We start from the raw sequence: 12,527 nt of genomic DNA, 5'->3' as shown, positions 1-12,527 counted from the left end.
TAAAGTGGGATTTAACTTTGATCCCTTTTTTCTTAGAACAACATGACTCAATACTTGCTAATGATAACACAAACCAGAGTAAGATATTGGAAAAGGCTATTTTCTGAAGTAAGTAGAAACAATAATTTGAATTATAGCTGTTGCAAGGCTTGTCAAGAATGTTAGCGCGCCCCCAACAGATACCGGCCATTCAGCGAGGGTATGTATTTTATTTTGAATGTTCATGATTTTTTCCAAATGTTCTAACTCTTGAAAATCATGACCATTAAATACATTTTTGAAAGCATATTGCACTTCCGAATTAATCGTTTCAAGGTATGATTGCTTAATATTCTGCATTAGAAAATGAATTTGAAGGAATGACCAAGAAAACATGACAAGTGGATAACTCGCTAGACCAGTCAACCATATTAGCATTGCAGAATTCAAGCCATATGGCCCTCTCCATACAGCAATCACCAAACCAATATAATAAAGAACAATGAAGAGTGTTTGGATTAAATAGTAATTTTGCAATTTGGAAATAACACGATGGTGGGGCATAAAGAAAGGAATAATTGTGGGTCGATTTACAATTTCTCTTAGTGTTGAAAGTAAGCCAATCGAAATATAAAGGGTATTACCACAAAACATCAAAAAAATTGAGAAACAAATCAATCCTATTAAATTGAAGAGTTCAGACTTAAAAGGAAGTCCCAATAAGATAATAGTAATTAATCCTGCAACGAATATGAATCCTGTAACACATTTCGCCATCCAAGAACGAAGGGTAAAAATATGTATCTCTTTATTTTTTAACCATCTCTGAAATTCTGCATCATCTTGCCAAAAAAATATCGATATTTCCTGCATTGTTTTTCTAAAAGAATGAAAAAACCATATATTTATAATTGGTAAAGTCCCAAAAGCTACATTAAAAAGTAATCGGCTCCATAAAAAATAGTTTTCTGCAAAAAACCGAGTTAGTAACTCTCCGAGTACAAAAGATAAGAATCCAATTGCAGGCCAATATATCCAATATGGAATTCTTTTAAATAATATAATCGCTTCGAAAGTTGGCTTAGCCGATTCATTTTCCGTATTGTGTCCCATTTGTATTTCGATGTTGACCTTCAACTACATAGCACATTAATCTATCTGATGAATCGGAATATTAGCGCCTGAATTTCAGCATTTTGGGTGTAATTTGGGCTATTCCATCGCCTCTGAGAGCATGAAAACGAGCGCGGAGAGCAGTCACAAACCCCGGACTTAAGGACGAGCCTGTATATAGCGTTTTTTGCATGGTGCACATCCTGTGTCTCAATATATTTCTCGACCACCTCCCAACCCTGCCCGACATCACTATAAAAAATAAGGAACGTGTCGGGTATCATTTTTTTCTAACCCTTACAGCATTCGCATGAGCAGAAAGCCCCTCCGCCTCAGCCAGTCCGATGATCGCCTCACTTATGCTCTCAAGCCCCTTTTTCTCGATTATCTGCACGCTCGACTTCGTCACGAAATGATCAGTATTCAGTCCCGAGAACATACGTGCATACCCGGCTGTAGGAAGCACGTGATTGGTGCCGGAGGCATAATCCCCTGCGGATACTGGCGCGTACGGGCCAATAAATATAGATCCTGCATGTTTTATCCTGCTGATGATATCCTGCTCCGTCATTATTTCAAGATGCTCTGGCGCGAACTTATTTGAGAACTCAATGCACTCATCAAGCGTACCTGTGAGTATGGCGGCATTTTCCAGTGATTTTCTAATAATGTCCATTCTCACTTCGTTCTCTAAGCGCATGTCTATCTCTCGCTTAACCTTCTCTGCAAGTTCCCCGGATGGCGTCACAAGTATGGATACAGCGTTCGGATCATGCTCTGCCTGGGCTATCATATCAGATGCGATAAAATCAGCCCTCGCTGATGCATCGGCAATTATCAGGACTTCGCTCGGACCTGCCGGGAAATCAATAGCAACACCACAGACCATCTTTGCAGTGGTAACATACACATTGCCCGGTCCCACGATCTTATCCACCTGAGGTACGGTCTCAGTCCCGTATGCCATGGCTGCTATCGCCTGCACGCCGCCCACACGGACTACCCGATCAGCGCCCGCAATATGTGCTGCAGCAAGCGTGAGTGGATTGACAGTTCCATCAGGCCCTGGCGGGGTGCATACGATGACCTCACCGACACCTGCAACTTTAGCAGGTATCACTGTCATCAGGGCTGTGCTAGGGTACGAAGCCCTTCCACCTGGCACATACGCTCCCACAGCTCCAAGAGGGGTAATGCGCTGGCCGAGCCATATCCCTGGAGCAAACTCCCTTATCCAGTCCTTTGAGACCTGCGCCTCATGGAACGCACGGATGTTTGAGGCTGCATTATTCAGATGAAAAAGGAGTTTTTTATCAACAGAGAGCATGGCAGCATCGATATCATCACCGGGAACCTCGATTTTGTCTATATGCGCCCTATCAAACTGCAGTGTGAATTCCCGAAGTGCAGCATCCCCGTTCCTCTTAACATCCTTCAGTATTGAGCTCACAGGCCCGATTACATCCTGAAGCCCTGTACTGCGGTTCAGGAGCTTTGCAGTTTCATCTTCTGAAAGTTGAGAGATAGGCTTGATTAATATCAACTTCTCTCACTTCTTTTTACTTCAGCCACTTTTAGTGAATAACCCCTCCTGCAGTGCCCCGGCATCTCACCCGCCACTTCTACAACAGTGAATTTATCACCCCGTATAAGTCCGGAGGGATGGCATATACCATAATTCTCACAACTTGAATAATTGCATGCCACAGGTTCATATACTATTTTTGAACCTCTAATGGCTTTTCTGGCCTCAATGCTCATTCTGATTGGAGTTTCGATGACTTCTACGGCACAAACACCGCAGTCGTGTATAAAGCACTCAAGTTTCCCTCCTTTTCGAATGCTGTTTATCCTGTACTTGCTTCCGATATTCAATCCAAGACACGTTCTATTAAGTTTGCATGGTTCGCAGTCCTTTGCAGTACCTCTAAAGATGAACTCGTTTCCGATTTTCGCCAGTTTTGTTCCTATTAATGTTATTATTGTATCCGATTCTTCCATACAATTCACCTGATCTTATTTTTAATTATAATCATCAAATCACTTTTGTAATCCTTGCAACCTTCTCTGCTGCCTCGCGGGTCAATCCTGTCCCGAGTATGGTATATCTCTCAGGACGGATTTCATGAGCATTAAGGAGTGCCTGAATAATATATTCTTCCCCTATCCCCAGTTCAACAGCACAGCTGGGAGCACCGATTGTTATGAGGGAATCACGGATCTCCTGCCAGTTGCCGCCATGCAGGTACATCATCATTATAGTCCCTACGCCACACTGCTCTCCATGCAGGGCAGGTTGAGGAGCGATCTCATCCAGTGCATGACTGAACTTGTGCTCAGATCCGCTTGCCGGACGGGATGAACCTGCGATGCTCATCGCAACCCCGCTTGCTACAAGTGCTTTTATGACAGTCCATGCTGACTCCTCTATGCCAGGTCTTATCATCCGGGCTGATTCAATCAATACTTTTGCTGTCATCTTTGAGATAATAGATGCATATTCGCTAAAAGGTTCGTTACGCAGTCTGTGGGCAAGCTCCCAGTCTCGCACTGCGGTATAATTGGAGATGATATCGCCGCATCCTGCTATTAAAAGTCGGTACGGTGCTGCGGCTATAATAGCGGTGTCGGCTATAACAGCTATAGGGGTTGATGCAGCTTCTGATACAGTTCTGTTATCCTTCAGGATAGAGGCACGGGAGGAAACTATGCCATCGTGTGATGCTGCTGTGGGTATGCTTATAAAAGGCAGGTCAAGATACGTGGATGCAAGTTTGGCTATGTCTATCGATTTTCCGCCTCCCACACCCAGTAAGAATGAGGCTTTGATCTCGGTTGATAGTTCTTCAACTCTTTTTACCTCATCATAGGCAGGACTTCTAACAACAGCAATATCTACATTAAAACCGTACTCTTCCAGGCAGGCCTCTACCGTTTTTCCTGCTGCCTTCAGTGTGGATTCACCCGCAACTATCAGAGCATTCCCATTAAGTTTAAGGTCTTTACATACCTTACCAGTGTCACTGATTACATCATGACCAACTACAACATTCCTGGGAAGCTGCATCCACTTATTCTTATAGCTCTCTTTATTTTCTTTCATAGGGTCTCAACATGATAACAGATACAGTCTGGCAGTATATATATAAGTATTACATAAGCGGCATAGTCAATGATGCATCCTATAATCCTGTGGATACGATAACATACGCAATACTACTGGGTCTTAGTGTTTTTGGCATCTTAAAGTTACTGGAAAAACTCGATATTGAGATTGATTCACGGTTCATAGCCGCAGTAACGCCCTATATTCTTGCGGGCTCATCCCTGCGTGTGCTTGAGGACCTGAATATATTCACTCCACCGCTGCGGTACCTCTTTATAACACCCATTATCTATTTTTCCATGTTTGCAGTGACGGTAATCCTGCTTACGCTTGCGGTCACTCTTGAGAGAAAAGGAAAAATCAAAAGCTATCATGCGTTTTTTGGACTCATGGGGGTAGTATGGACAGTAATTAATATTGCAGTACTGCTGTCAGCAGGGGAAATAGAGAACCCAGTTCCGGCTGCTGTAATACTTATCTTAGGCGCAGTCTCGACGTATATTGCCTATCTTATATCCAGAACACTCAATTTTACGCTTCTTACAGATAAACTCAATATATCTATCCTGTTCACCCATCTACTGGATGCCTCTTCTACTTTCATCGGGATGGACTGGCTTGGATATTACGAAAAGCATGTGGTTCCGACGTTTTTCATTAATCTGGCAGGAAATTTTGTAGATTCCCCCTCGCTTGTGATGTACCCCCTGAAATTGCTTGTGTTCATACCAGTATTATATATGCTTGATCACCAATTTGATAATGATAAAGAAAAAAAACTTATCAACCTGATGAAACTGGCCATACTGGTGCTTGGGCTCTCACCTGCAGTACGAAATACGCTGAGGCTTCTGATGGGGGTATAAATTGAAACACAAAGACAGAGAGTACTTGTATTCTTTAAGAAAATACATCCTTATAGTAACCGGTCTTTTTATCCTGTCGTTAATTATAGGGCTGATGATATCGGTAATATATCCCGGATTTTCGGAGAATTACTTTGAAATGTTCCAGCAATCAGTGGGCTGGATAACAACGCTTAATCCCCTTGCCATAATGCTCGTGATTTTCCTGAATAATGCAATTAAAAGTCTTGTGGCTCTTGTCCTGGGTATCGGGCTTGGCATTATACCATTTCTTTTTGTGGCAGGCAATGGAATAATCCTGGGCATTGTGATAGGTTTTATCTCAAGGCAGCAGGGCGCTCTTTTTGTTATTGCTGCGCTCCTGCCTCATGGAATCATAGAAATACCGATGGTACTGATAAGCGCAGGTATAGGGCTCAAGCTGGGGTATGTGATGTACCTGTCACTAATTGGCATGCAAACTGATATAAGACAGGGAAAGCCTTATATAAAGACAATAATCACCCGACTAAGAACAGACATAAAACCGGAACTAAAGCAAGGCTTCTGGTTCTATATAAGATGGATCGCCCCTCTGCTCTTTTTAGCTGCGATTATTGAGACTTTTATAACTCCTGTAATCGTTTGGTTGTTGAGACTCTGGGAATTTTTATAATTCCATGGATCGTTTTTCTACTCTCTTGCCGCTTCTCTTACGATATCACTCACGCTCAATATTCCAATTGGCCTCTGTGATGCCCCTACGCCCCGCTCTGAGAAGATAAGTAATCTGTGAATATTCTTCTCGTTCATTATCTTTGCTGCTTCACCCAGCGTGCATGTCGGTCTGATGGTTTCCATATGAGAACTCATTATAGATTCTGCGGGTATATTTTCCCAGTTCTCTTTTCCTATCACTTTAAGTATATCCATGTCAGAGATTATACCCATTGCTTCACAATCAGGTCCAATGACAGCAACCCCCGAAAGTCCCTGCTTACTCAGCATTGCAGCAATCTGTTTGACTGTAGCATCCATTGGCACTGTTACTACGCCTCTGGTCATCACATCTCTTAATAATTTATGTTCCAGTCTCAAAATGTATTCCTCCTTAAATCATAGTTTAGGGATTGCTCTATTAAATAATTAATCGCTAATGATTAATAATAATTATAATTAATAATCCCGTATTTCTCGACAGGATAAACAGGATCTGCTGGATGAAATATAAACATTTATCCTGTCCATCCAGTGGACCCTGTCTAAAAATTTCAGGTTATTTTTATTTCGCAGCTTTTGCAACCTCGTTGAGTATGTTATTTATACATACATTACATTCCCTTGCATGTGCAGCGATATCAGCAGTCGATATTATTCCCACCAGCCTCTCGTCCTTCACAACAGGAACTCTTCTAAATCTATTATCCCCCATAATCCGTGTAGCATCCTCCAGTTCCATGTCAGGGCTGGCTGTAACAGGATTCTTTGTCATGATATCAGTTACCGGGATCTCAGCAGGGTCCAGACCACTAGCCACTACCCTTGTAGCGATCTGCCTGTCGGTCACTATACCTCTGAGATGATCCCCGTCTGCGACAAGAACAGCCCCCACATTTTCTGCTTGCATCTTCTCTGCTGCGTCCATTGCCATAGATGAAGGGTCTACTTTAACCAGATCCTTTGTCATTATTTCACTAACTTTCATACAATCACTCCCGCAATACAAACGTTAGATTGATTGAAATAAATAGGTTTCGGTCAGGATGAGATATCAATATGCCTATTCAGCTATCGATTCCTATAATGCCGATCAGATCAACAGAGAGATACATCAATATTTATAGTGGTATAGACTAACTCAAATATGGAGATGATATGCCATACAGATACCTTGAGGATATTGCGACATCCGATGCGGCTTTTGAGGCCGAGGGCAGGACGCTGGAAGAACTCTTTAGAGATGCAGCGGTTGCTACATCTGAAGTAATGGTTGATACTAAGAGCGTAGAGCCCAGGATAACCAGGGAGATTGAGCTGAGAGATGAAACCGTGGATGGATTATTCTTTGACTGGCTCTCAGAGCTTGTTTACCTGAAGGACGCTGAGTCTCTCCTCTTCAGTATATTTGATGTGAACATAAGGGAGAATGGTGGCTATGAGCTCAGGGCAAAGGTGTCGGGTGAGAATATCAATCAGGAGAAACACGGCCTCAGGGCGGATGTGAAGGCTGTTACCTATCATATGTTCGAGGTTAAAAAAACAGGGGAGAACTGGACTGCCAGGGTTATTCTGGACATATAATTCAATATATAAATGATATTGGATTGATACAGGGGGTTAGTATGGAGATAAAAAAGATATCCGATTATATCTGGGAGATACCCGCTACAGAGAAGGAGGGGATGCGTGTACCGGCGAGGATATACGCAACCGAAAAGCTTCTGCATGAGATGGATTCAGGGGTATTCGAACAGATCACCAATGTAGCCTGTCTTCCAGGAATACAGAAATATGCATACTGCATGCCAGACGGCCACCAGGGATACGGCTTCCCGATAGGTGGTGTTGCTGCCTTCTCTAAAGAGGATGGCGTTATCTCTCCTGGCGGGATAGGTTTCGATATAAATTGCGGGATGAGACTGATCAGAACAGACCTGACAGTGAGTGAGGTTCTGCCCAGGATAAGGGAGCTTGTAGACCTGTTATTTAAAACCGTGCCTGCAGGTGTGGGGAGCAAGGGGCTTATGAAGCTCTCTGTTGAGGAATTAAAGCAGGTAATGATCCGCGGAGTTGACTGGTGCATAGAGAGTGGTTTTGGCTGGGAGAGAGATCGGGAAAGAATAGAGGAGAACGGCCGCATATCAGGCGCTGACCCTTCAAAGGTGAGCGAGAAAGCAATAAGCAGGGGAATATCCCAGCTGGGAACCCTGGGCTCAGGAAACCACTATCTTGAGGTACAGATCGCCACCCCTGAGAACATATTCGATAAAAGCATGGCAAAGGCATTGGGGATCTTTGAGAACCAGGCCGTAATTATGGTCCACTGCGGTTCCAGGGGGTTCGGGCACCAGGTTGGATCGGATTACCTGCGGATCTTTGATACCGCTATGAAAAAATACGGAATTGTGGTCAGGGACAGGGAGCTTGCATGCGCTCCTTTTAACTCACCGGAAGGGCAGGACTACTTTAAGGCTATGAAATGTGCAGCAAATATGGCCTTTGCAAACCGGCAGGTAATAGTCCACAGGCTAAGAGAGGTATTCAGCGAGGTCTTCAGGAGAGAACCAGAGGATATGGGAATGGATATAGTATACGATGTAGCCCATAACATCGCAAAGATCGAGACACACGAGGTTGATGGTGTAGAGAAGGAACTCGTTGTCCACAGGAAAGGATCGACCCGGTGCTTCGGTCCGGGGAGAGCGGAATTACCAGAGATATACCGAAAAACAGGCCAGCCTGTAATAATCGGAGGCTCGATGGAGACAGGCTCATATCTCCTGGTCGGTACAGAGAAGGCTATGAGCGAGACCTTCGGTTCCACAATGCACGGCTCTGGAAGAACCATGTCAAGGGCTGCGGCAAAGAAGAAGGTTACTGGCTCTGAGATTAAAAAGAAGATGGAGGAAGAGGGGATAATAGTCAAGTCAACTTCCATGACAGGCCTGGCAGAAGAAGCAGGTTTTGCCTATAAGAATATCTCTGAGGTAGTTGATACTATGGAGATGGCAGGGGTCTCAAGGAAGGTGGTCAGGTTAAAACCGATCGGGAATATAAAGGGTTAGGTTTTTTAATTCAAATACGTTCTTTTACCTTTTCAAAAATACCTTTGCTTCTGGTTTTCTCACCGCTTATTTCAGCAAACTCCCGCAATAGCTGTTTTTGTCTCTCAGTTAGCTTTGTTGGAACCGCTACTTTTATTCTCACAATCTGGTCACCCTTCCCAAGCCCATGAAGGCCTGGAATACCTCTACCTTTAAGCCTGAACATCTGTCCGTTCTGGGTCCCGGACGGGATTTTCATCTCTGCTTTGCCATCCAGGGTGGGCACGACTATCTCATCTCCCAGCGCAGCCTGCGTAAAGCTGATAGTTGAGTCCATTATTATATTATTATCCTGGCGGGTGAAAACAGAATGGGGTCTGACATAGATCTCTACGTACAGGTCTCCTGGAGGTGCGCCTCTTTCCCCTGCTTCACCTTCCCCGGTCACTCTCAACCTTGAGCCTGTATCAACACCGGGAGGGATTTTAACTTCCAGTTTGCGTTTTTTCTGCACCGTACCTGCGCCGTGACATGTGGAACAGGGGGTATCAACTATCTCTCCTCTTCCACGGCATGTTGTGCATGTGGTGGTTGTCATAAACCTTCCAAAAGGCGTGCTCTGTGTTCTGCTCACCTGCCCGCTTCCGTGACATGTAGGGCATGTCCTGGGCGATGTTCCGGGTTTTGCCCCGCTTCCACCGCATACATCACATGTCTCTGTCCTGGGAATCTCCAGATCAACAGTTTTACCATATGCTGCATCCTCTAAATTTATGGCCAGCTCATAGAGTATATCCGATCCGCGCCTCGGGCCTTCGCGTCTTTCCCTTCCAAAAATTATATCAAAGATGCTTCCGCCCCTGCCAAAACCGAACCCACCCAGGCCAAAATCCCTGAGGATATCCTCGATATCCGGGGCCGCACCCCTGAAGATGTCCTCCTGGGAATACCTCATATCTATGCCTGCATGTCCGAACTGGTCATACTGCTGGCGTTTATTCTGGTCGGATAGCACTCCGTAGGCTTCTGATATCTCCTTGAATTTCTCCTCGGCATCAGGGGATTTGTTCCTATCAGGATGGTACTGCATAGCCAGTTTGCGATATGCTTTCTTGATATCATCCTGTGATGTGGTTTTATCCACACCGAGTACCTCGTAGTAGTCGCGTTTGGTAGTAGCCATGATTAGCAGTTAATTACAGTGTAGTTATTTCTTATCTTCATCTACTACTTTATATTCGGCCTCAGTCACTTTCTCTTCTTTCTTCTCTTCTTCTGGCTGTGGTCCTGCCTGTCCTTCCTGCTGTGCCTGAGCCTGCTGGTACAGTATGGTACTTATCGCATGCATCTCCTTTGTGAGTTCATCAATGGCAGACCTGATCCTTGCCGCATCTTCGCTTTTTACAGCTTCCCTTGTATTCTCAATAGCCTTCTGGACTCTCTCTCTCTGATCGGCAGAAACTTTATCACCGAGATCGCTGAGTGTCTTCTCTGTCGTGTATATCAGACTATCAGCCTGGTTCTGGAGCTCTACCCTCTCTTTCTTCTTCCTGTCTTCCTCTGCATATCTCTCAGCTTCTTTTACCTTCTGATCGATTTCATCTGAAGCCATCTTAAGAGGGGCAGTAATCCTCATGCTCTGTTCTTTACCGGTTCCAAGGTCTTTTGCTGTCACGTGCAGTATGCCGTTGGCATCGATATCAAAAGTAACTTCTATCTGGGGTATGCCGCGCGGTGCTGGCGGTATGCCAACCAGAGTGAACCTGCCAAGGCTTACGTTGTCGTATGCCATGGGCCTCTCTCCCTGGAGTACATGGATATCTACAGATGTCTGGCTATCCGCAGCAGTCGAGAATACCTGGCTTTTCCGTGTCGGTATCGTTGTGTTCCTGGGTATGAGCGGGGTTGCAACATGACCGAGTGTCTCAATACCGAGTGTGAGAGGAGTAACATCAAGCAGCAGCAGCTCTTTCACTTCGCCTGCTAGTACACCCGCTTGAATGGCCGCACCCAGTGCCACACATTCCATCGGGTCAACACCTCTTTCCACTTTCTTACCCACATAGTCCTCGACGAATTTCTGCACGATTGGCATTCTTGTAGGTCCGCCAACCAGGATTATCCTGTCGATATCTTTAGGTGCTAATTTTGAATCTGACATTGCCGTGCGCATCGGGCCTCTGCACCTCTCTACCACATCATTAACAAGCTCCTCAAGTTTGGCTCTGGTGAGCGTCATGGTCAGGTGCTTTGGACCGGTGGCATCTGCGGTCAGGAACGGGAGGTTAATATCACTGGTAAGGGTTGTTGAGAGTTCGATTTTTGCCTTTTCAGCAGCATCCCTTATTCTCTGCATTGCAACCTTATCATTGCGCACATCAACACCCTGCTGTTTTCTGAACTCTTCAACAATGTAGTCCACTATATTATTATCCATATCGGTTCCGCCAAGCTGGGTATCGCCGCTTGTAGCCCTTACCTCAAAAACACCACCGCCAAAATCCATTATTGTAACATCAAGCGTGCCACCGCCAAAGTCAAATACCAAAATCTTCTGCTCTTTCTCCTGCTTCTCCATGCCATAGGCAAGAGCTGCTGCAGTGGGTTCATTGATTATCCTTACGACCTCAAGGCCTGCAATCGTACCGGCATCCTTGGTTGCAGTTCTCTGGTTATCATTGAAATAAGCAGGCACGGTTATTACTGCCTGCTCGACTTTCTCACCCAGAAATGCCTCAGCATCACGCCTTATTTTTTGCAGCAGGATTGCCGAAAGCTCCTGAGGCGTGTACTCTTTCCCGGATATCCTGTACTTATAATCAGTACCCATCTTTCTCTTAAAGGCTGTGACCGTACCTTCGGGATTGGTAATCGCCTGCCTTTTTGCAGGTTCACCTACCAGTCGCTCTCCTGTCTTCGTAAAGGCAACATAGCTGGGAAATGCCTTTCCATACATAGTAATGCCCTCAGCACTCGGAATTATTACAGGCCTTCCTCCCTGCATAACTGCTGCCGCAGAATTGCTTGTTCCTAGATCAATACCTATGATTTTTGCCATTATCTCACCTCATTCTCTATTTCATCCTCTTTCCTTTTCGATACTCTGACTTTAGAATAACGAATGACCCTGTTATTTAACATATAACCCCTTGCAAGCTCCTCAAGGATTGTACCATCCTCATATTCATCTGTAACCGTCTGCATCATGGCCTCATGTCTATACGGATCGAATCTCTCTCCCAGCGCTTTGATCGGGGTCAGACCATTTTTTTCAAGTACGCCTTTGAACTGCTTATAAATTAGCTCCATTCCCTCAATTAACTTATCCTTATTATCCATTTTCTTTGCATTTTCAACCCCTCTCTCAAGATTCTCCATGATATCGATCAGTTCTGATATGAGCTTTTCATTTGCATATTTTATGAGCTCTTCTCTCTCTCTCTGTGTTCGTTTTCTAAAATTATCGAACTCCGCACCCATGCGGAGGTATCTATCTTTCTCTTCATCAAGCTGTTTCCTGGTTGTATCTAATTGCTTTTTAATTGTATCCAACTCTTTTATGAGCTCCTTTTCACTAACTTCAGCAACTTTAACTTCTTCTTTATATTTTAAGATTTCGCCCTCTTTTTCCCTGGCCTGTTCTTCTCCCTTATTCATACCTTCTCTGCTGTTCAATATCAAACAACTCCATAATTAATTTAAAAAATTAAAAATAAAGGA

General features: G+C 44.5%; 13 protein-coding genes. 4 read left to right on the top strand and 9 right to left on the bottom strand.

What is annotated here, in order from left to right:
* Nucleotides 1-96 precede the first annotated feature (96 nt).
* The 4 genes from ANME2D_RS03310 to ANME2D_RS03295 all read right to left on the bottom strand — a co-directional run bounded on the left by ANME2D_RS03310 (nucleotide 97) and on the right by ANME2D_RS03295 (nucleotide 4,195).
* Nucleotides 97-1,092 carry a hypothetical protein gene (locus ANME2D_RS03310; protein WP_157833931.1) on the bottom strand — a complete coding sequence of 332 codons (996 nt, stop codon included), beginning with the start codon at nucleotides 1,090-1,092 and terminating at the stop codon, nucleotides 97-99.
* 280 nt (nucleotides 1,093-1,372) lie between these two features.
* Nucleotides 1,373-2,632: a histidinol dehydrogenase gene (hisD, locus tag ANME2D_RS03305; RefSeq protein WP_048089278.1), complete on the bottom strand. Its 1,260-nt coding sequence runs from the start codon at nucleotides 2,630-2,632 to the stop codon at nucleotides 1,373-1,375.
* Entirely contained in the window at nucleotides 2,632-3,093 is a 462-nt protein-coding gene (locus ANME2D_RS03300; protein WP_048089099.1) for a UPF0179 family protein, read from the bottom strand. The genes hisD and ANME2D_RS03300 overlap by 1 nt, the downstream gene beginning before the upstream one ends.
* A gap of 34 nt (nucleotides 3,094-3,127) precedes the next feature.
* Nucleotides 3,128-4,195, bottom strand: coding sequence for an NAD(P)-dependent glycerol-1-phosphate dehydrogenase (locus ANME2D_RS03295; RefSeq protein ID WP_048089098.1), 1,068 nt, complete (start codon nucleotides 4,193-4,195; stop codon nucleotides 3,128-3,130).
* Nucleotides 4,196-4,206: 11 nt separating this feature from the next.
* On the opposite strand from ANME2D_RS03295, the gene ANME2D_RS03290 reads away from it, so the two are divergent.
* Nucleotides 4,207-5,064, top strand: coding sequence for a DUF63 family protein (locus tag ANME2D_RS03290; RefSeq protein ID WP_048089097.1), 858 nt, complete (start codon nucleotides 4,207-4,209; stop codon nucleotides 5,062-5,064).
* A 1-nt stretch (nucleotide 5,065) separates the two neighbouring features.
* Complete coding sequence (locus ANME2D_RS03285; protein ID WP_048089096.1) at nucleotides 5,066-5,719, top strand: stage II sporulation protein M; 654 nt, start codon at nucleotides 5,066-5,068, stop codon at nucleotides 5,717-5,719.
* Nucleotides 5,720-5,736: 17 nt separating this feature from the next.
* Here ANME2D_RS03285 and ANME2D_RS03280 read toward each other — a convergent pair whose 3' ends face one another.
* Together ANME2D_RS03280 and ANME2D_RS03275 are read right to left on the bottom strand one after the other, a co-directional pair.
* The gene (locus ANME2D_RS03280) at nucleotides 5,737-6,141 is read right to left on the bottom strand and encodes a CBS domain-containing protein (protein ID WP_052368535.1); all 405 of its coding nucleotides are present in this window, start codon (nucleotides 6,139-6,141) and stop codon (nucleotides 5,737-5,739) included.
* A 184-nt stretch (nucleotides 6,142-6,325) separates the two neighbouring features.
* Nucleotides 6,326-6,748, bottom strand: coding sequence for a CBS domain-containing protein (locus ANME2D_RS03275; protein WP_048089095.1), 423 nt, complete (start codon nucleotides 6,746-6,748; stop codon nucleotides 6,326-6,328).
* Nucleotides 6,749-6,918: 170 nt separating this feature from the next.
* Between ANME2D_RS03275 and ANME2D_RS03270 the strand changes: the two genes are divergently transcribed.
* Both ANME2D_RS03270 and ANME2D_RS03265 read left to right on the top strand, forming a co-directional pair.
* Nucleotides 6,919-7,344: an archease gene (locus ANME2D_RS03270; RefSeq protein ID WP_048089094.1), complete on the top strand. Its 426-nt coding sequence runs from the start codon at nucleotides 6,919-6,921 to the stop codon at nucleotides 7,342-7,344.
* A 41-nt stretch (nucleotides 7,345-7,385) separates the two neighbouring features.
* Nucleotides 7,386-8,828, top strand: coding sequence for an RtcB family protein (locus tag ANME2D_RS03265; protein ID WP_048089093.1), 1,443 nt, complete (start codon nucleotides 7,386-7,388; stop codon nucleotides 8,826-8,828).
* Nucleotides 8,829-8,838: 10 nt separating this feature from the next.
* Here the strand turns inward: ANME2D_RS03265 and dnaJ are convergent, their stop codons facing one another.
* The 3 genes from dnaJ to grpE are packed head-to-tail and all read right to left on the bottom strand — an operon-like array spanning nucleotide 8,839 to nucleotide 12,482.
* Entirely contained in the window at nucleotides 8,839-9,990 is a 1,152-nt protein-coding gene (dnaJ, locus tag ANME2D_RS03260; RefSeq protein ID WP_048089092.1) for a molecular chaperone DnaJ, read from the bottom strand.
* 24 nt (nucleotides 9,991-10,014) lie between these two features.
* The gene (dnaK, locus tag ANME2D_RS03255) at nucleotides 10,015-11,865 is read right to left on the bottom strand and encodes a molecular chaperone DnaK (protein WP_048089091.1); all 1,851 of its coding nucleotides are present in this window, start codon (nucleotides 11,863-11,865) and stop codon (nucleotides 10,015-10,017) included.
* Nucleotides 11,865-12,482: a nucleotide exchange factor GrpE gene (grpE, locus tag ANME2D_RS03250; protein ID WP_157833930.1), complete on the bottom strand. Its 618-nt coding sequence runs from the start codon at nucleotides 12,480-12,482 to the stop codon at nucleotides 11,865-11,867. Before grpE ends, dnaK begins: the two co-directional genes overlap by 1 nt.
* Nucleotides 12,483-12,527 lie beyond the last annotated feature (45 nt).

The sequence above is a fragment of the Candidatus Methanoperedens nitratireducens genome (assembly GCF_000685155.1).
Lineage (GTDB): Archaea > Halobacteriota > Methanosarcinia > Methanosarcinales > Methanoperedenaceae > Methanoperedens > Methanoperedens nitratireducens.
The sequence above is the reverse complement of the archived record's forward strand: the minus strand, read 5'-3'. Positions and strand labels throughout refer to the sequence as shown.